Here is a 17638-nt window from a genome sequence, read left to right on the forward strand (position 1 = left end):
CGCGCGAACCGGCGCTCTTGTCCCAGGCGGTGAAATAGTCGGGCGCCTGGGTGTTCTCCGATGACCGGTGATGCTCCAGCCCGATCCCGCCCAGCTGGTCGGTCAGGCCCAGCAGGAACTCGTACCGGTCGAAATGGCGTGATCCGAACAGCCGGTCGGCCTGGGTCACCAGGTTCTCGTAGAAGCCCAGCTGCTCGGCCGTGGGCGCGATATTGCCGGGCCGGTCGGCGACGATGTTCAGGTGAACCCTGTCCCCCGTCGGATCGATGTCGATCCGGCGATAGTTGGCCCCGGCGAACATCGGGCTGTCCACCAGGGTGTAGAGGTCCACAGGCGCAAAGGTCGCGACCCCGCCCTCATAGCTCTCGGTGGTCAGGGCCGTGCCGTAACCCCATCCGGTCGGCAGCTTGATCGACGGTGCCACCGTGATCCGGTTCGACGCGTATCCGGCCGGATACAGGATCGCCTTTTCCCACTGCATGTTGACGATGGCCGGGGTCATGGTCACGCGCCAGACGGCGTTGTCGGGCTGGGTCAGCCACTGGAAGGCGACCTCGATCTCGGCGACGTCTGCGGGCACGTCCAGATGAAACGCATAGGGCTCGACCGTGTCGCGCACCCACTCGATCCGCTGGCCGCCGCCGGTGACGGTCAGCCCCGCGATCAGTTGGATCGGCCCCGTGTCGGCGTGGTTGCCCGGCAGGTATTTGGGATAGAGCAGGGTCATCGGCCCCGCCGCCGCGACCGGGATCGTCTGGCGCACGCTGACGATTCTGCGGTCCAGGTCGGTGACGTCGGCCTGGTAGCGGATCACGCCCGGGTAATCGACGTCGGTCCGGACCGGCGGGATGGCGACCTGGGCTGCGGGCAGGGCGAGCGCCGCCTGGGCGGGATCGGTGATCACCGCCGTCTGGGCGTGGGCCGCTCCGGCGGCGAGACCGGCGATAAGACCGAGGGCGAGGGGTAGGGAACGCGACATGGCGACTTTCAGATTGCGACGACCGCTTACCGTCCCTGTTCATCGCTGACGGGTCAAGCGCGGCCGCCGACGCCAAACCCGCTGCGACACTATGTTGCCACCTTTGGATTTTCGTGCGACCCTGCAAATGACACCGGTATCACCGGAAGGTTCTGGCGGGCAACGATCCCGTTTCAAACACCCTGGGGAGGGGACATATGCGCAAGATCAGACACACAGCCGGACTCCGTCTGGCATCGGTTTCGGCCATCGCCCTGCTGATGGGCGCAGGTGCCGCCCACGCCCAGACCCAGCCCGACCCGGACGAAGAGGCCGCCGTCGTCGACGAGGTCGTCGTCACCGGCTTCCGTGCCTCGCTGGCCAACGCCCTGAACATCAAGCGGCGCGAGGCGGGTGTCGTCGACGCCATCTCGGCCGAGGACATCGCCGACTTCCCCGACACCAACCTGGCTGAATCCATTCAGCGCATTCCCGGTGTCTCGATCGACCGCGACGCCGGTGAAGGCCGTACGATCACCGTGCGGGGCCTGAGCTCGGAGTTCACCCGCACCCGCATCAACGGCATCGAAGCCCAGGCGACGACCGGTGCCACCGACTCGTCCGGCAGCGTAAACCGCGGCCGCGGCTTCGACTTCAACGTCTTCGCTTCGGAACTCTTCAACAACATCACCGTGCGCAAGACCTCGTCGGCCGAGGTCGAGGAAGGCTCGCTCGGCGCCACGGTCGATCTGCGCACCAGCCGCCCGTTCGACAGCGGCGGCGCGGCCCAGACGGTCGTGTCGGCCCAGTATGGCTATAACGACCTGTCGCAGGAATACTCGCCCCGCTACGCGGGCCTGATTTCCCGCACCTGGCTGGATGGCCGCATCGGTGCCCTGGCCTCGCTGGCCTACAGCGACAAGGATTCGATCGAAGAGGGCTTCAGCTCGGTTCGCTGGGGCCCGGCCAACGGCGACAACGGCTTCCAGAACCCCACGGCCCTGCCGGGCGGTTCGGCTGCGGCCGGTGGCCTGTTCCACCCCCGTATCCCGCGTTACGGCCGTCTGACCCACGGTCAGGAACGTCTGGGCGGCACCCTGTCCTTGCAGGCGCGTCCGCTGAATGACCGCACCCTGTTCACCTTCGACGCCATGTATTCCAAGCTGGATTCGACCCGCAAGGAACAGTTCCTGGAAGCCTGGTCGCTGAGCCGCAACGCTTCGGCGGGCGGCAAGCCCGAGGTCGATATCGTGACGGCGGTCGCCGATCCGGAAACCGGCGAGCTCGTCTATATGAAGCTCGACGACATGGACCTGCGGACCGAAAGCCGGTTCGACGTGCTTGAGACGGTGTTCTCGCAGTACACGCTCGCGGTCGAGCACGAGTTCTCCGACACGGTCAGGTTCAGCGGCACCGTCGGCCGGTCCAAATCCGAGTTCTCGAACCCGCTTCAGGTCAATGCGATCATCGATCGCCAGAACACCGACGGCTACAGCTGGGACTTCCGCGACAACCGCGACCTGCCCCTGATCGTCTATGGCTTCGACGTGGCCAATCCGGCCAACTGGAGCTTCACGGGTCCGGCCGGTCTGCAGCCGCTGACGGAACTGCGCCTCAGCTCCAGCGAACAGACCAACATCTACACCACCGCCGAGGGCGGCTTCGAATGGGACGTCAACGACAATCTGACCCTGAAGGCCGGCGCCAGCTACAAGGAATACTCCTCGATCGGTTCGGGCCTTGCCCGCCTCAGCAACACGGCTCCTGCGCTTCCCGCAGGGACCACGGTCGCCTCGGTGACCGGCCTGCTGACCGGCTTCGGCCGCAATCTCGACCTGCCGACGGGGTCGGCGACCTCCTGGGTCATTCCCGACCTCGAAGCTCTGCGGAACCTCTGGAAATGGGACTGCAACTGCAACACGGGCGTGGCCGGCGGCGACTTCCGCCTGCTGGGTCTGGACAACCCGTCGTCCTTCGCCAGCTTCCGTGAAGTGACCGAAAAGGACACCGGCTTCTGGGTACAGGCCGACTGGGACGTCACGCTCGGCTCCATGCCGTTCCGAGGCAATGTCGGCGTGCGTCAGGTCAAGACCGAGATCGAGGCGATCGGATTCTCGAACGTCGGCGGTGTCGCGCGCGTGACGCCGGGCGAAAACGAGTATGAAGACACCCTGCCGTCGCTGAACATGTCGCTGGAGCCGGTCGAGAACCTGCTCGTCCGCTTCGCCGCCGCCAAGGTGATGGCACGTCCGCCCGTGACCAGCCTGATCCCGGTCTTCACCCTCTCGGCCCTGAATGCGCCCAACCCCAGCGCCTCGCTGGGCAACGTCGATCTCGAGCCCTATCGCGCCAAGACCTACGATCTGTCGATCGAATGGTATTTCGCGCCGGAATCCCTGCTGTCCTTCGCCTACTTCTACAAGGACATCTCGACCTATGTTCAGACCACGCAGCAGAGCCTGACCTATGCCCAGCTGACGGCGCTGAATGCGGTCGCCTTCCCGGCCGGCGGCGGTCGTGATCCGACCCTCGCCTACATCTACTCGACGCCGACCAACTCTGAAGGCGGTCCACTGAAGGGCTGGGAAATCAGCTATCAGCAGCCGTTCCGCTTCCTGCCGGGCTTCCTGTCCAACCTGGGCACCCAGTTGAACTACACCCACGTCGAGTCCGAGATCGACTACTGCACCACGGCGTCTTGCGCCGTGATCGTCACGGCCGATCTGGTGAACCTGTCGCCCAACGCCTGGAACGCCACCCTCTACTACGACGACGGCCAGTTTAACGCCCGCGTCTCGGCCTCCTATCGTGACGGCTACTACCAGAACGTCCCGGGCAGCAACGGTGGCACGCGCGGCATTCCGGTGCAGGGCAAGACCGAAACCCTCAGCATCGACGCCTCGGCGTCCTACGCGCTGAACGACCACCTGACCTTCTCGGTGGAGGGCATCAACCTGACCGACGAACCCAATCGCCAGTACCACGGCGACCTGGGCGGCAACCGCGACAGCACCTATGTCTACCACCACACGGGCCGTCAGGTGTTCGCCGGCGTGCGCTACAAGTTCTAGCGCCGGGTCATCAGGCAAAGAAAAAGGGCGGCGGGGTTTTCACCTCGCCGCCCTGTTCGTTTGTGCCGGGCTTCAGCCCCCGGCCCGCGCCTTGGCCCATTTCTCGAGCCAGTGGATGTCGTAGTCGCCGGTGACGATGTCCGGCTCGTTGAGCAGCTTCTGGAACAGGGGAATGGTCGTGTCGATGCCGCCGATGACCATCTCGTTCAGCGACCGCTTCAGCCGCGCGATACACTCGTTGCGGTCACGGCCGTGGACGATCAGCTTGCCGATCAGGCTGTCGTAATAGGGCGGGATCGAATAGCCGGCGAAGATTGCGCTATCCAGCCGCACGCCCAGGCCGCCCGGCGCATGGAAGTCGGTGATCGTGCCGGGCGAGGGGGTGAAGGTCTCGGCGTTCTCGGCATTGATCCGCACCTCGATGGCGTGGCCCTCGAAATGGATGTCGTCCTGGGTGAAGGACAGCGGCAGGCCCGCCGCGATGCGGATCTGTTCGCGCACCAGATCGACGCCGGTGATGGCCTCGGTGACCGGGTGTTCGACCTGGAGCCGGGTGTTCATCTCGATGAAGAAGAACTCGCCATCCTCCCACAGGAACTCGATGGTGCCGACACCCAGATAGCCGATGGCGGCGATGGCCTTGTTGACCGTCTCGCCGATGGCCTTGCGACCCTCGGCCGACAGGGCGGGCGAGGGGGCCTCTTCCAGCACCTTCTGGTGACGCCGTTGCAGCGAGCAGTCGCGCTCGCCCAGGTGGACGACATTGCCGTGGCTGTCGGCGATGACCTGGATCTCGATGTGGCGCGGCTTCTGGAGATAGCGCTCCATATAGACCGCACCGTTGCCGAACGCCGACTTGGCCTCGGTCTGGGCGGTCTGGACGGCCTCGACCAGGTCTTCGGCGGTCAGGGCCACCTTCATGCCGCGCCCGCCGCCACCGGCCGCCGCCTTGACGATCAGGGGAAAGCCGATGGCCTTCGAGGCCTCGATGGCCGCCTCGATGGTCTCGACCTCGCCGGCCGAGCCGGGAACGCAGGGGATGCCGGCGTCGAGCACCGTCTGTTTGGCGCTGATCTTGTCGCCCATGACCCGGATATGCTCGGGCTTGGGCCCGATGAAGGTCATGCCGTGGGCTTCGACGATCTCGGCGAAACGCGCGTTCTCCGACAGGAAACCATAGCCGGGGTGGATCGCCTGGGCGCCCGTGATCTCGGCCGCCGCGATGATCGAGGGAATGTTCAGATAGGATTTGGCCGCCGGCGCCGGGCCGATGCAGACGCTCTCGTCGGCCAGCCGCACCCACATGGCGCCGCGATCGGCCTCGGAGTGAACGGCGACAGTGGAGATGCCCATCTCCTTGCACGCGCGGTGGATGCGCAGCGCGATCTCGCCACGGTTGGCGATCAGGACCTTGGTGAACATCTCAGGACTCGAGCAGGACGAGGGCTTCGCCGTACTCGACGGGCTGGGCGTCGCCGACCAGGATGTCCGCCACCACGCCGTCGCGCGGGGCCTGGATCGGGTTCATGGTCTTCATGGCCTCGATGATCAGCAGGGTCTGGCCCTTCTTGACCGTGTCGCCGGGCTTGATGAAGGCGGGGGCCTCGGGCGAGGCCTGCAGATAGACGGTGCCGACCATGGGCGACTTCACCGGCTCGCCCGACTTGGCGACGATGGTCGCGGGATCGGACGGCATGGACACGGGCGCAGCGGCCGCGACGGGGGCCGGGGCGGGTGCTGCCTGGGCCGGGGCCGCAGCATACTGCATCACCGGTGCGGCAGTGATCTCGCGCGCCACGCGGATGCGCAGTTCGCCCCGCTCGACCTCGATCTCCGTCAGGGAGGTGTCGTTCAGGATATCGGCCAGCTGGCGCACCAGGGCGGCGTCGATTTCGACGACGGGATCGTTCTTCAGGGGTTTGGCGTCGGCCATGGGGGTGAGCCTCTTTGTTGTTAGACCGAACGGTCCGTCGCGACGCGGCGTTCCCGCGCCAGCTTCACGGCGGCCCGGACGGCCAGGTCGTAGCTGCCCGCGCCGAACCCGGCGATCAGGCCGGAGGCGACGGGGGTGATGAAGGAATGATGCCGGAAAGCCTCCCGCGCGAACAGGTTCGACAGGTGGCATTCGACGACGGGGATGGACAGCGCCTTGACGGCGTCCAGCAGGGCGACCGAGGTATGTCCGTAGGCGGCCGGGTTGATGACCAGGGCGGCCGCCTGGGTGCGGGCTTCCTGGATCCAGTCGACCAGTTCGCCCTCGTGGTTGGACTGACGGAAGACGATCGCGAAATCATCCGCCGCCGCCTCGCAGATCGCCTGGACGTCGGCCAGGGTCTCGTGGCCATAGATGTCCGGCTCCCGCGTCCCCAGAAGGTTGAGGTTCGGGCCGTTCAGGACGTAGATGACAGCCGGTTGGGGCATCGGGTTCCGGTCGGGCCTTTTGCGGGGTCGCTTTGAATCGGGCGGCCTTGTAACCGACGCACGGCCAAGATCAAAGTCGGGTGCTGAAAGGTGACGTAAGGGTATGCGCGTTCAAGTCAACGGAGATACGCTGGACGTTGCCGCCGGGACGATCCTGGCCCTCGTCGAGGAACTGTCCCTGGACCCCCGCAAGGTCGCCGTCGAGCGCAATCTGGAGATCGTGCCCCGGTCGCTTCACGCCACGACGCCGCTGGTGGAAGGCGACCGGATCGAACTGGTGGTGTTTGTCGGCGGGGGTTGAGGTCAGACCTCCGGCGCTGACGGAACCTCGTGTTCGAGGAAATCACAGGGGGCAAACGTCGCGAGAGGCTTGCCGTCCTTGGCGACAATGAATGGCTCTCCACTTGCAGCCTCATCCACCAGACGAGACAGGTTTGCCCTGGTGTACTCAAGATCGTAGGTTTTCACCGGCGCTCACCATGAGTTGAACAACGGCAAGCTAGCTTCCGCCCATCCAAGGCGCAATCGTCGACACATCGTCCGAGTTGGCTCGCATCAATCGCCGCAGCGGACTAGATACGGCCATGACCTCCGCTCCCTCCGACACCTGGACCGTCGCCGGCCGCACCTTTTCCAGCCGCCTGATCGTCGGCACCGGCAAATACGCCGACTATGCCCAGAACGCCGCCGCCGCCGAGGCTGCGGGTGCCGAGATCGTCACAGTGGCCCTGCGCCGCGTGAACCTCAGCGATCCGTCACAGCCCATGCTGGTCGACTACGTAAAGCCCGACCGGTTCACCTTCCTGCCCAACACCGCCGGCTGTTTCACCGGCGAGGACGCGGTGCGGACCCTGCGGCTGGCGCGCGAGGCGGGCGGCTGGGATCTGGTCAAGCTGGAGGTGCTGTCCAACACCGCCCACCTCTATCCCGACATGATCGAGACGCTGCGGGCGCTTGAGATGCTGGTGAAGGACGGCTTCGACGTCATGGTCTACTGCACCGACGACGTGGTCATGGCCAAGCGGCTGGAGGAGGCGGGCGCCGCCGCCATCATGCCCGCCGCCGCCCCGATCGGCTCGGGGCTCGGCATCCAGAACCCCGTCAACATCCGCCTCATCATCGAACAGGCGACGGTGCCCGTGCTGGTCGACGCCGGCGTCGGCACGGCCTCGGACGCCACGGTGGCCATGGAACTGGGCTGCGACGCCGTCCTGATGAACACCGCCATCGCAGCGGCCAAGGATCCCATCCTGATGGCGTCGGCAATGAAGCACGCCGTCATCGCCGGTCGGCAATCCTACCTCGCAGGCCGGATGCCCAGACGGATGTACGCCGACCCGTCCTCGCCGATGGCGGGCCTGATCTAGCCGACGGCCATATTGTCGATCAGCCGGGTCGAGCCCAGGACGGCGGCGGTCAGGATACGGCCGGGACCGTCCACGCAGTCGTTCTCGAAGAGCGACAGGTCGGGCCGACGGATGGCGACGTAATCGACCCGGGCAAACCCGGCGGCCAGCAGGGCAGACGCGGCCTCGGCTTCCAGGGCGGCGATCGAAGCCCCCCCGGCGGCCTTGATCGCCGTCTCGGCCAGGATGCCATTCAGCTGCCGCGCCACCTCCAGCTCCGCTTCCGACAGATAGCCATTGCGTGACGACAGGGCCAGGCCGTGGCCATCCCGCGCCGTGGGCACCCCAACGATCCGCACCGGCATGTCCAGGTCGACCACCATCCTGCGGATCACCGCCAGCTGTTGCCAGTCCTTCTCGCCGAACACGGCCACATCCGGCTGCACCTGGTTCAACAGCTTGGTGACCACCAGGGCGACGCCGCCGAACATCTGCGGACGCGCCGCGCCTTCCAGGGTCTGGGACGGGCCACCCGCTTCCGCGTCGCCGACGGTGATCCGGGTCACCGCTCCGGCCGGATACATCTCCTCGACCGACGGCGCATACAGCAGGTGGCATCCCGCCCCGGCCAGCAGCTCCGCGTCGCGCGCCTCGCGCCGGGGATAGGTCGCCAGGTCCTCATGCGCCGCGAACTGCGTGGGGTTTACGAAGACGCTGGCCACCACCCGGTCCGCCTGCGTCAGCGCCTCTGCGACCAGAGCCAGATGCCCGTCGTGCAGCGCCCCCATGGTCGGCACGAAACCGACGCTCAGTCCCTGTCGTCGCCACGCGCCGACGACGGCGCGGAGGTCGGCGATGGTGCGCACGATCGGCAGATCGGTGCCGGGGGGCAAGGTTTCGATGACCATGGTTACGCCCTTAACCGTGCCCCTTAAGCCTGTTCGCGAACGGGGTCTCAACGCCTCGTGGCTAGGGTCGGCTTATGACGTCCGGCAGAATGCTTCGTCCAGTCCTGGTTTGTGTGTCGGCCCTGGCCACCGCTTCGTGCGGTATGGTCGAGGGCGACCCGAACCGTTTCGAGAACATGGCCCGCTTGGTCGCCGAGGTCCCCCTCGACGGCTCGACCGATGCGCCGACCGCAACGGCGCGGGAGCAGGGGCTTCGTCCCGCCTTCGCCTCGCATGAGACGGCTCCCCACACGTCCAGCCCCGGCCGTCTGAAGGTCGAGGTCATGGACCCGCACGACCTGTGGGACGCGCGCGACGCCGGTCTGCGCGGCGCGATCACGCAAGGGGCCACCCGCGCCGTCGAGGCCGCCGCCCCCGCCGTCGCCGAGGCCGTCGTCCAGCGCGTCTCTGACCGGATCGCCGAGGCCGCGCCGATGCGCCCCGCCATCGCTCGGGCCGCAACCCCCACCGCCGCCCGCACGACCATCCAGCTCGGCGCCTATTCCAGCCCCGAGGCCGCCCGCGCCGCCTGGACCGACGTGTCCTCCGGTGCCGCCCGCAGCGCGCTGAAGGGCCTGACCCCCGTGTTCGAGGCGGTCCAGGTCAACGGCCGCCCCTTCACCCGCCTGAAGGTCGCCGCCCCCGCCGCCGCCGCATCCGCCATCTGTCGCGCGGCCGAGGTGACCGATCCGTGGTGCGCACGCCGCACCTGAACCGGCTCGCGCCGATCGTCCCCAGGCGTCTCTTAACCTTTCGTTGACCTTCGCGGCCCGTGGCCCGATTCTGGGTGTCTGTACGTGCGACCTGATTCTCGCACCTCATCCAACGGGACGCAGCACTCATGGCGGCACAGGTCATCGTCGTCGGCAACGAAAAGGGCGGGGCGGGCAAATCCACCCTGGCCATCCACATCGTCGTCGGCATGCTCCATGCGGGGCACCGGGTCGCGATCCTGGATCTGGACCTGCGTCAGCGGTCAATGGCCCATTTCTTCGCCAACCGGGCCGCCTGGACAGCCGCCAATGGCCATGTCCTGCCCATGCCGGTCGAGCCCGACATCGGCGACGGCAAGGCCCTGGCCAAGGCTCCGTCCGACGAACAACTGGCCCGGTTCGAGACCGCCTTCGCGGAGGTCCAGGACTGCGACGTCATCGTCATCGACACCCCCGGTGGCGACACGGCCCTGTCCAGCGCCGCCCACGCCCGCGCCGACCTGATCGTCACCCCCATGAACGACAGCTTCGTCGACTTCGACCTTCTGGGTCAGGTCGATCCGGTGACGCTGGATCTGCTCAAGCCCTCGATCTATTCCGAGAGCGTCTGGGAGGCCCGGAAGCAGCGCGCCATCAAGGAGGGACGCCACGCCGCCATCGACTGGCTGGTGGTCACCAATCGCCTCGCCGTCGCCGAGGCCCGCAACCGGCGTCGTCTGGAAGAGAAGATGCTGAAACTGGCCAAGCGGGTCGGGTTCCGCGTCGGGCCGGGCCTGCGCGACCGGGTCATCTATCGGGAGCTCTTCCCCTTCGGCCTGACCGTTGCGGACCTGAGCGCCGACATTCGTCCCGTCGCCGTGTCGCTGGCCCACGTCGCGGCCCGTCAGGAGATGCGCAACCTGATGCAGGCCATGGGCGTCGAGGATTCCGACGCCGGTTCCACCCTGGGGCAGGCGGCTCTGGACGCGGCGGCCTGATCCATGGCGCTGATCGGGCTGGCCCTCGCGGCGATCGCCGTCTGGGCGCTGGTCCGGCTGGGGCGGCAGGGTGAAAAACCGGGCAAGGGCCACTGGCGCATCGCCGCCACCGTCCTGGGGGCCGTCATGCTGGCCGGGGCGGTTCTGGCCGGATCACGCGGATCGTGGCTGATGACCGCGGGGCTGGCCGGGGCAGGGGCCTATCTGATCTTCAGCTCCCGCATTCGACCGGCATCGCCTCGACAAACACCATCCCGGGGCCAGTCCCTCACCGAGGCCGAGGCCCGCGCCATCCTCGGCGTCGAGGCCAACGCCACACCCGAAGCGATCAACACCGCCTGGCGCCGCCTCATGGGCCGCGCCCACCCCGATCAAGGCGGCACCGAGGGGCTGGCCGCGCGCGTCAATGCGGCGCGGGACAGGCTGCTGGGGCGTTAGGCCCCCGGCCGCACCACCACACAGGTCACCCGACGCGCGGCCAGGGCCTCGCAGGCGTTCTGCGCGCCCTGTTCGGTCAGGTTGGTGAAGCGCGAGCGATACCAGCCCGCTGCTGACTGAACCGAACGCTCAGCCGTCGTGAACTGGCTGCGGAAGCGGCGGTTGACCTCGGTCAGCCAGTCGCGCGCCACCCGCTCTTCGCGGAAGGCACCGACCTGGACCGCCCAGCGATTGGCAGGCGCAGGGGCGGGGCGAGCAGGGGCGGGGCGCGCGGCCGGCGGCGGCGCGCTGCGGGTCGTCGCCGTCGTCGCCCCGTTCAGGGACGCGGTCAGGTTGGCCGGTGGGCGGCTGTCGGGGCGCGCCACGGGTGGCGAGGCGACCGGGGCCGGGGTGCTGACCACCGACGCATAGGAGCGGGTCCCCGGCGGCAAGGCCTGTCCGGGCGTGCCTGCCACATGGATCGGGGACTGCACGGGGGTCTGGGGCCGATACGGCTGGGTCCCGTAGGGCATACCCCCGGCGGCCGGCCCGCGCTCCCCCTCCATCGCGGCATAGGCCACCGGCCCGCCGCCCGGCGTCGAATCCGGGCTGCCGACACCGAAGCCGCGCTGTTCGAAGAAGGTCTGGGCGACCTGGATGTTCTCGCCCCGCGCCCGGCGGCTCTCGACCTCGAAACCGGTGTTCATCAGTTCGGCGACATGGTCGTTGCGCGTCGCGGCCGATCGCCCGCCCAGCACGATGGTGATGATCCGACGCCCGTCACGCACCGCCGAAGCAGCCAGGTTATAGCCGGACGCATTGGTGAAGCCGGTCTTGATCCCGTCATAGCCGTTGCCGCCCAGCAGCAGGCCGTTGGTGTTGCGGTATTCCCGCCCCTGGTAGTTCCAGTCGTGCAGGCCGAAATAGCTGTAATACTGAGGATAATCCCGCATCAGCGCCCGCGACAGGATGGCCAGATCCCGCGCCGAGGTGATCTGGCGGCTGTCGGGCAGGCCGTTGGGATTGACGTAGCGCGTCTGGGTCATGCCCAGGGCCTGGGCCTTCAGCGTGGCCATGGCCGCGAACCGGGCCTGGGACCCGCCCACATGCTCGGCCAGGACCATGGCCATGTCGTTGGCCGACCGCACGGTGGTCGCTCGCATGGCGTCGTCAAGCCGGATCGTCTGTCCCGCCGCGAGCCCCAGCTTGGACGGCGGCTGGGATGCGGCCAGGGGCGAGACGGTCACGATGTCGTCGGGGCTGACCTTGCCGGCCTCGATGGCCTCGAACACCAGATACAGGGTCATCATCTTGGTGACCGACGCCGGATAGCGTGCGTCGTCGGCGCGGCGCGCGAACAGCACCTCACCCGTCGTGGCATCGACCACGATGGCGGCATAGCGGGCGTTGTCCGACGACTGCGCCACGACCGGCGACAGGAAGGGCACCCCAAGCGCCACGGCCAGGCTGATCGCCAGCAGAACCGCGCCGATACGACGAATATACCCTGTCATCATCAACCCGCAGGCCTCGCGATTGGGACCGGCCGCCATGGACGGAAGGACACTGGTGTGGTGCGGCCCCCCGGCGCGACGTCTTTCGCATCTAGCATGAAAGCGTCGAGTTTCGCGGTGGTTAACACAGTCTCAACGCAGATTTGAACGGCGCGTCTCTCATGCCGCTGTCATGCGAAGGTCTCGAAAATGTTGCACTGCACAAAATCCCTTGACGGGCGTTCGCAGTTGCACCATATGGAGGCTGTCGCACCGATCCCCCGGCCGCGAGAAAATCACGCGAGCCACCCCGCTTCACCGACTTCAGGAGATTTTGCTCATGGCCGACGCCGCCGAAACCATCAAGCCCACCGTCGAAACCGTCACCAAGGCCGTCAAGGCTTCGGGCGAGCAGTTCAAGGCCCAGTCCGAAAAGGTCCAGGCTGCCGGTACGCAAGCCCTCAAGGAAGGCCTCGAAAAGTCCACCGCCGCCTTCGGTGAACTGAGCGCCCAGTCCAAGCAGAACCTCGAAGCCCTGACCGCTTCGGCCACCGCCGCCCAGAAAGGCGCCGAGGCCCTGTCGGCCCAGGCCCTGTCCTACGGCAAGACCAGCTGGGAAACCGGCGTCGCCGCCGCCCAGACCATCGCCAAGGCCCGTTCGGTCCAGGAGCTGATCGAGCTGCAGACCTCCTACACCAAGTCGGCCATGGAGACCTACATGGCCGAAATGACCAAGATGACGGAAACCCTGACCGCCTCGGTCAAGGACAGCTTCCAGCCCATCAACGCCCGCGTCACCGCCTCGGTCGAAAAGTTCCAGGCCGCTCGCTAAGCGACCTGCACTCTCAGTAGCGTAGCAAAGGGGCCCGGTGCGAAAGCGCCGGGCCCTTTTGTCATTGATCCGGCCCGATCACGAAACGCGTGACTGGACGCGACTACAAATCCGACGGATGTTTCCTATCTAGCGTTTCGACTCCCCGAAATGATGGACCACGAATGCCTACCAAACGGCCAGGTGAAGGACAGGGGCAGGGCTTCGGCTCCGCTACCGTCACCGAAACGAAGCCGAAGCTTCAGAAGCCCTCGCTGTATCGGGTGCTCATCCTGAACGACGACTACACGCCCATGGAATTCGTCGTCTATGTGCTGGAGCGGTTCTTCCAGAAGAGCCGCGAGGACGCGACCCGCATCATGCTGCATGTGCATCAGCATGGCGTCGGTGTGTGCGGCGTTTTCACCTACGAAGTGGCCGAAACCAAGGTCGCCCAGGTGGTCGAGACGGCGCGCCGTCACCAGCACCCTCTGCAATGCACTATGGAAAAAGACTAGAAGGGATACTGGTCGAATGCCCTCGTTTTCACGTCCTCTCGAAGAGACCCTGCACCGCGCGGTCTCCTATGCCAACGAACGCCGCCATGAATACGCGACGCTCGAACACCTGCTGCTGGCCCTGATCGACGACCCTGACGCCACCGGCGTGATGAAGGCCTGCAACGTCGAGCTGACGGCGCTCAAGACCGCCCTGACCCTGTACGTCGACACCGACCTGGCCGCCCTGGCCACCTCCGACGGCGAGGACGCCAAGCCCACAGCCGGCTTCCAGCGCGTGATCCAGCGCGCCGTGATCCATGTCCAGTCCTCGGGCCGCGAGGAAGTGACCGGTGCCAATGTCCTGGTCGCCATCTTCAGCGAGCGCGAAAGCCACGCCGCCTATTTCCTGCAGGAGCAGGACATGACCCGCTACGACGCGGTCAATTTCATCGCCCACGGCATCGCCAAGAAGGCCGGCGCCGGCGAGGTCAAACCCGCCAAGGGCTCGGCCCAGTCGCCCGAAGAGGCCGAGGACGCGGCCGCCGTCAAACAGGGCGGAGAGGCGCTCGAAGCCTAATGTGTCGACCTCAACGAAAAGTCCAAGAAGGGCAAGATCGACCCGCTGATCGGCCGTCACGCCGAGGTCGAACGCGCGATCCAGATCCTGTGCCGCCGGACCAAGAACAACCCCCTGCTGGTGGGCGAACCCGGCGTCGGCAAGACCGCCATCGCCGAGGGCCTGGCCCGCAAGATCGTCAACCACGAGGTCCCGGCCGTGCTGGAAGGCGCGACCATCTACAGCCTCGACATGGGGGCGCTGCTGGCCGGCACCCGCTATCGCGGTGACTTCGAGGAACGGCTGAAGCAGGTCGTCAAGGAACTCGAGAACCACGAGAACGCCATCCTGTTCATCGACGAGATCCACACGGTGATCGGTGCGGGCGCCACCTCGGGTGGGGCGATGGATGCGTCCAACCTGCTGAAACCCGCCCTGGCCTCGGGTTCGCTGCGCTGCATGGGCTCGACCACCTACAAGGAATACCGCCAGCATTTCGAGAAGGACCGCGCCCTGGTCCGCCGCTTCCAGAAGATCGACGTCAACGAGCCGACGGTCGAGGACACGGTCAAGATCCTGCGCGGGCTGAAGTCCTCGTACGAAAGCCACCACAAGCTGCGCTACACCGAGGCGGCGATCCGCTCGGCGGTGGAACTGTCGGCCCGCTACATGACCGACCGCAAACTGCCGGACAAGGCGATCGACGTGATCGACGAGGCGGGGGCCAGCCAGATGCTGCTGCCCGAATCGCGCCGCAAGAAGGTCATCGGCCAGAAGGAGGTCGAGGCCGTCATCGCCAAGATGGCCCGCATTCCACCGAAGTCGGTCTCCAAGTCCGACACCGAGGGCCTGCGCGAGCTTGAAAAGGACCTGAACCGCGCCGTCTTCGGCCAGGACGCGGCGATCGAACAGGTGGCCTCGGCCATGAAGCTGGCCCGTGCCGGCCTGCGTGATCCGCAAAAGCCGATCGGATCCTTCCTGTTCGCCGGCCCGACCGGGGTGGGCAAGACCGAGGTGGCCAAGCAACTGGCCTCGACGCTCGGCATCGAGATGCTGCGCTTCGACATGTCGGAATATATGGAGCGCCACACCGTCAGCCGGCTGATCGGTGCCCCTCCGGGCTATGTCGGCCATGATCAGGGCGGCCTGCTGACCGACGCGGTGGATCAGCATCCGCATGCCGTCGTCCTGCTGGACGAGATCGAGAAGGCCCACCCCGACGTCTACAACATCCTGCTTCAGGTCATGGACAACGGAATGCTGACCGACGCCATCGGCAAGAAGGTCGACTTCCGCAACGTCGTCCTGATCATGACCACCAATGCCGGCGCCGCCGACAACGCCCGCGCCTCGATCGGCTTCGGTCGCGGCAAGGTCGAGGGCGAGGACGAAAAGGCCATCCAGCGGCTGTTCGCGCCCGAGTTCCGCAACCGTCTCGACGCCGTGGTCTCGTTCAAGGCGCTTCAGCCGGAAGTCATCCGTCAGGTGGTCACCAAGTTCGTGCTCCAGCTGGAAGCCCAGCTGGCGGACCGCAACATCACCATCGAACTGACCGACGACGCGGCCGACTGGCTGGCCAAGAACGGCTTCGACGAACTGTACGGCGCGCGCCCCCTGGGCCGGGTCATTCAGGAGAACATCAAGAAGCCGCTCGCCGACGACATCCTGTTCGGACGCCTGACCCGTGGCGGCCACGTCAAGGTCGCCCTCGTCGACGGCAAGATCGCCTTCGACATCACCCCCACCGCCGGTGCCCCCGCCAAGGAAACCGCCGACGAAGACGCGGCCGTCTGATCGCTTTGCGGCGCTAACGAAATAAGCCGCCGGCCCTGCAAAGGACCGGCGGCTTTTTCAATCGCGTCGATGCGGACGAAGACTAGCGGCGACGACCGCCGGCACCCGCCAGAAGCAGGCCGAGGCCCGCCACGATCGCGGTGGTCAGGAAGGGCTTGCGGCGCGCGAAGTCGAGGCCGGCACGGACCGGTTCCTGCAAGTCCGTCGGTGCCTTGGCGGCAAAGCCGTCCAGGCGGTCCAGCCCGCGACCATAGACGTCCAGATACTTGCCCTTCACCTCGTTCAGCTTGCCGTCGAGCTGAAGCTTGGAATCGCCCGTCAGGCGGCCGAGGCCTTCCTGAAGCTTGCCGGTCAGGCCGGTGGCGGCGCCGTCGATGCGGTTGTCGGTCATGGTTATCCCCTTTGTGCAGTTGCGTGTCCCGAAAGCGCACGCCGTCATCTGCGGTTCCGCCCTGCGACACTGACAGCCGTGATTTTCTGCTAAGCTTGGTCCGCGATCAAGGAGACGCCCATGTTGAGGTTCATCGTCCAGTTTCTGGTCACGGCCGCCGGCCTGTGGCTCGCCTCGGCCATCGTGCCGGGTGTGGCCTTTACCGACACCCCCAGCCTGCTGCTCGCCGCCGTTCTGCTGGGGCTGGTCAACGCCGTGGTGCGACCCATCCTGGTGGTTCTGACCTTCCCGATCACCGTGGTGACCCTGGGGCTGTTCCTTCTGGTCGTGAACGCCGCCACCATCGGCTTCGTCGCCATGCTGCTGGGCGGCTTCGTGGTCGAGGGCCTGGGCGCCGGCATCGGCGCGGCCATCGTCACCGGTATCGTCAGCTGGATCGCCGGTGCCTTCATCGGCGATGGAAAGTCGAAGGACTGATGCCCGCCCCCGAGCCCGGCGGCGTCGTTCTGACCGAGCGCCAGAGGAAGTGGTTCGCCACCGTCCAGGCGAATTTCGAGATGAACACCGGCAAGCCTCTGACGGCCTGGCTCGAGATCATGAAGACCTGCCCGGAGACGACGCCGCGCGCGCAGACCGCCTGGCTCAAGGCCGAACACGGCGTGCTCCAGAACCATGCGGCGCATATTCTGGACGCCATGAAGCCGACGCCGGGCATGGGCTGGGAAGACCCCCAGGCTCTGCGTGGAGCGCTGTGGAAGGAACCGGCCTGCCTGGCCATTCTCGAAGCCGTCGAGCGCGTCGCGATCCAGGTCGAGGGCGTCATCGTCGGTCAGCGCAAGGGCTACACCGCGTTCAGCCGCACCGTGCAGTTCGCCGCCATGCGCCCTCTCAAGAGTGGTCGGGCCTTGCTGGGCCTGAAGCTGGATCCGGCCACATCGCCTCGGCTGTCGCCGTCAGTCCGCAAGGAAAGCTGGTCCGAACGCCTGACCTCGATCGTCGAACTGGACGATGCCGATCAGGTCGATGTGGAGGTCAACCGCCTTTTCAGCCTTGCGGCCGAACGCGGTCTGGCGTCGGGCTGAGAGCCACGACTGTCTTAGATGGTGCCGCCGGGGGGAATCGAACCCACGACCTCAGCCTTACCAAGGATGCGCTCTACCACTGAGCTACGGCGGCCAAATCTGAGGAACCGGGCGTATAGCCAACTGACCGGCGGGGGGGAAGCCCGAAAAGCCGCTTGGCT

16 protein-coding genes, 1 tRNA gene and 2 pseudogenes are annotated in these 17638 nt (G+C 66.7%); 11 read left to right on the forward strand and 8 right to left on the reverse strand.

Features of this window, described 5'->3' with window-relative positions; genetic code table 11:
* Positions 1 to 979: pseudogene (locus ACILQR_RS03960) on the reverse strand (peptidase M61); the annotation flags it as partial.
* A gap of 197 nt (positions 980 to 1176) precedes the next feature.
* On the opposite strand from ACILQR_RS03960, the gene ACILQR_RS03965 reads away from it, so the two are divergent.
* Positions 1177 to 4029, forward strand: a complete 2853-nt coding sequence (locus ACILQR_RS03965) for a TonB-dependent receptor (RefSeq protein WP_395650203.1) — start codon at positions 1177 to 1179, stop codon at positions 4027 to 4029.
* A 72-nt stretch (positions 4030 to 4101) separates the two neighbouring features.
* Here ACILQR_RS03965 and accC read toward each other — a convergent pair whose 3' ends face one another.
* From accC to aroQ, 3 genes are read right to left on the reverse strand one after another with little or no spacing between them, the layout of a single operon-like run.
* A complete protein-coding gene (gene accC / locus ACILQR_RS03970) occupies positions 4102 to 5451 on the reverse strand; it encodes an acetyl-CoA carboxylase biotin carboxylase subunit (protein ID WP_395650204.1) in 1350 nt (449 codons plus the stop codon).
* Between the two features lies 1 nt (position 5452).
* Positions 5453 to 5962 (reverse strand): acetyl-CoA carboxylase biotin carboxyl carrier protein, encoded by a 510-nt coding sequence (gene accB, locus ACILQR_RS03975; protein WP_395650205.1) that lies wholly within the window; start codon positions 5960 to 5962, stop codon positions 5453 to 5455.
* Positions 5963 to 5982: 20 nt separating this feature from the next.
* Positions 5983 to 6450, reverse strand: coding sequence for a type II 3-dehydroquinate dehydratase (gene aroQ / locus ACILQR_RS03980; protein ID WP_395650206.1), 468 nt, complete (start codon positions 6448 to 6450; stop codon positions 5983 to 5985).
* 103 nt (positions 6451 to 6553) lie between these two features.
* Between aroQ and thiS the strand changes: the two genes are divergently transcribed.
* Positions 6554 to 6751 carry a sulfur carrier protein ThiS gene (gene thiS / locus ACILQR_RS03985; RefSeq protein ID WP_395650207.1) on the forward strand — a complete coding sequence of 66 codons (198 nt, stop codon included), beginning with the start codon at positions 6554 to 6556 and terminating at the stop codon, positions 6749 to 6751.
* A gap of 283 nt (positions 6752 to 7034) precedes the next feature.
* Positions 7035 to 7817 carry a HisA/HisF-related TIM barrel protein gene (locus tag ACILQR_RS03990; protein ID WP_395650208.1) on the forward strand — a complete coding sequence of 261 codons (783 nt, stop codon included), beginning with the start codon at positions 7035 to 7037 and terminating at the stop codon, positions 7815 to 7817.
* Here the strand turns inward: ACILQR_RS03990 and panC are convergent.
* On the reverse strand, positions 7814 to 8704 hold the full coding sequence (gene panC / locus ACILQR_RS03995; RefSeq protein ID WP_395650209.1) for a pantoate--beta-alanine ligase: 891 nt from the start codon (positions 8702 to 8704) through the stop codon (positions 7814 to 7816). The two genes, ACILQR_RS03990 and panC, sit on opposite strands and share 4 nt — an antisense overlap.
* A gap of 89 nt (positions 8705 to 8793) precedes the next feature.
* Here panC and ACILQR_RS04000 point away from each other — a divergent pair, with 89 nt between their 5' ends.
* The 3 genes from ACILQR_RS04000 to ACILQR_RS04010 all read left to right on the forward strand — a co-directional run bounded on the left by ACILQR_RS04000 (position 8794) and on the right by ACILQR_RS04010 (position 10871).
* Positions 8794 to 9456, forward strand: a complete 663-nt coding sequence (locus ACILQR_RS04000) for an SPOR domain-containing protein (RefSeq protein WP_395650210.1) — start codon at positions 8794 to 8796, stop codon at positions 9454 to 9456.
* Positions 9457 to 9584: 128 nt separating this feature from the next.
* Positions 9585 to 10433: a division plane positioning ATPase MipZ gene (locus ACILQR_RS04005; RefSeq protein ID WP_395650211.1), complete on the forward strand. Its 849-nt coding sequence runs from the start codon at positions 9585 to 9587 to the stop codon at positions 10431 to 10433.
* 3 nt (positions 10434 to 10436) lie between these two features.
* Positions 10437 to 10871 carry a J domain-containing protein gene (locus ACILQR_RS04010; RefSeq protein ID WP_395650212.1) on the forward strand — a complete coding sequence of 145 codons (435 nt, stop codon included), beginning with the start codon at positions 10437 to 10439 and terminating at the stop codon, positions 10869 to 10871.
* Here ACILQR_RS04010 and ACILQR_RS04015 read toward each other — a convergent pair.
* Positions 10868 to 12364 (reverse strand): serine hydrolase, encoded by a 1497-nt coding sequence (locus tag ACILQR_RS04015; RefSeq protein ID WP_395650213.1) that lies wholly within the window; start codon positions 12362 to 12364, stop codon positions 10868 to 10870. The genes ACILQR_RS04010 and ACILQR_RS04015 overlap by 4 nt on opposite strands.
* Positions 12365 to 12683: 319 nt before the next feature.
* On the opposite strand from ACILQR_RS04015, the gene ACILQR_RS04020 reads away from it, so the two are divergent.
* From ACILQR_RS04020 to clpA, 3 genes and pseudogenes are all read left to right on the forward strand, one after another.
* A complete protein-coding gene (locus ACILQR_RS04020) occupies positions 12684 to 13175 on the forward strand; it encodes a phasin family protein (protein WP_395650214.1) in 492 nt (163 codons plus the stop codon).
* Positions 13176 to 13339: 164 nt separating this feature from the next.
* The gene (gene clpS / locus ACILQR_RS04025; protein WP_271144931.1) at positions 13340 to 13672 is read left to right on the forward strand and encodes an ATP-dependent Clp protease adapter ClpS; all 333 of its coding nucleotides are present in this window, start codon (positions 13340 to 13342) and stop codon (positions 13670 to 13672) included.
* Between the two features lie 16 nt (positions 13673 to 13688).
* Positions 13689 to 16004: pseudogene (gene clpA, locus ACILQR_RS04030) on the forward strand (ATP-dependent Clp protease ATP-binding subunit ClpA).
* Positions 16005 to 16086: 82 nt separating this feature from the next.
* On the opposite strand, the gene ACILQR_RS04035 reads toward clpA, so the two are convergent.
* Entirely contained in the window at positions 16087 to 16395 is a 309-nt protein-coding gene (locus ACILQR_RS04035; RefSeq protein ID WP_395650215.1) for a CsbD family protein, read from the reverse strand.
* A gap of 120 nt (positions 16396 to 16515) precedes the next feature.
* Here ACILQR_RS04035 and ACILQR_RS04040 point away from each other — a divergent pair, with 120 nt between their 5' ends.
* Positions 16516 to 16872 (forward strand): phage holin family protein, encoded by a 357-nt coding sequence (locus ACILQR_RS04040; RefSeq protein ID WP_395650216.1) that lies wholly within the window; start codon positions 16516 to 16518, stop codon positions 16870 to 16872.
* Positions 16872 to 17477: a DUF4287 domain-containing protein gene (locus tag ACILQR_RS04045; RefSeq protein WP_395650217.1), complete on the forward strand. Its 606-nt coding sequence runs from the start codon at positions 16872 to 16874 to the stop codon at positions 17475 to 17477. The genes ACILQR_RS04040 and ACILQR_RS04045 overlap by 1 nt, the downstream gene beginning before the upstream one ends.
* Before the next feature lie 19 nt (positions 17478 to 17496).
* On the opposite strand, the gene ACILQR_RS04050 is transcribed toward ACILQR_RS04045, so the two are convergent.
* Positions 17497 to 17571, reverse strand: a tRNA-Thr gene (locus ACILQR_RS04050).
* Positions 17572 to 17638 lie beyond the last annotated feature (67 nt).

Origin of the sequence: Brevundimonas sp., assembly GCF_044239655.1 — a bacterium.
In the GTDB taxonomy this organism is placed as follows: domain Bacteria; phylum Pseudomonadota; class Alphaproteobacteria; order Caulobacterales; family Caulobacteraceae; genus Brevundimonas.

What these genes read in the sequence shown, in the direction of transcription:
- ACILQR_RS04015 (WP_395650213.1), bottom strand. Translation starts at nt 12,364, where the DNA reads ATGACAGGGTATATTCGTCGTATCGGCGCGGTTCTGCTGGCGATCAGC.
- ACILQR_RS04020 (WP_395650214.1), top strand. Translation starts at nt 12,684, where the DNA reads ATGGCCGACGCCGCCGAAACCATCAAGCCCACCGTCGAAACCGTCACC.
- thiS (WP_395650207.1), top strand. Translation starts at nt 6,554, where the DNA reads ATGCGCGTTCAAGTCAACGGAGATACGCTGGACGTTGCCGCCGGGACG.
- ACILQR_RS04045 (WP_395650217.1), top strand. Translation starts at nt 16,872, where the DNA reads ATGCCCGCCCCCGAGCCCGGCGGCGTCGTTCTGACCGAGCGCCAGAGG.
- ACILQR_RS04005 (WP_395650211.1), top strand. Translation starts at nt 9,585, where the DNA reads ATGGCGGCACAGGTCATCGTCGTCGGCAACGAAAAGGGCGGGGCGGGC.
- ACILQR_RS03990 (WP_395650208.1), top strand. Translation starts at nt 7,035, where the DNA reads ATGACCTCCGCTCCCTCCGACACCTGGACCGTCGCCGGCCGCACCTTT.
- ACILQR_RS04035 (WP_395650215.1), bottom strand. Translation starts at nt 16,395, where the DNA reads ATGACCGACAACCGCATCGACGGCGCCGCCACCGGCCTGACCGGCAAG.
- ACILQR_RS04000 (WP_395650210.1), top strand. Translation starts at nt 8,794, where the DNA reads ATGCTTCGTCCAGTCCTGGTTTGTGTGTCGGCCCTGGCCACCGCTTCG.
- accC (WP_395650204.1), bottom strand. Translation starts at nt 5,451, where the DNA reads ATGTTCACCAAGGTCCTGATCGCCAACCGTGGCGAGATCGCGCTGCGC.
- clpS (WP_271144931.1), top strand. Translation starts at nt 13,340, where the DNA reads ATGCCTACCAAACGGCCAGGTGAAGGACAGGGGCAGGGCTTCGGCTCC.
- ACILQR_RS04010 (WP_395650212.1), top strand. Translation starts at nt 10,437, where the DNA reads ATGGCGCTGATCGGGCTGGCCCTCGCGGCGATCGCCGTCTGGGCGCTG.
- ACILQR_RS04040 (WP_395650216.1), top strand. Translation starts at nt 16,516, where the DNA reads ATGTTGAGGTTCATCGTCCAGTTTCTGGTCACGGCCGCCGGCCTGTGG.
- ACILQR_RS03965 (WP_395650203.1), top strand. Translation starts at nt 1,177, where the DNA reads ATGCGCAAGATCAGACACACAGCCGGACTCCGTCTGGCATCGGTTTCG.
- aroQ (WP_395650206.1), bottom strand. Translation starts at nt 6,450, where the DNA reads ATGCCCCAACCGGCTGTCATCTACGTCCTGAACGGCCCGAACCTCAAC.
- accB (WP_395650205.1), bottom strand. Translation starts at nt 5,962, where the DNA reads ATGGCCGACGCCAAACCCCTGAAGAACGATCCCGTCGTCGAAATCGAC.
- panC (WP_395650209.1), bottom strand. Translation starts at nt 8,704, where the DNA reads ATGGTCATCGAAACCTTGCCCCCCGGCACCGATCTGCCGATCGTGCGC.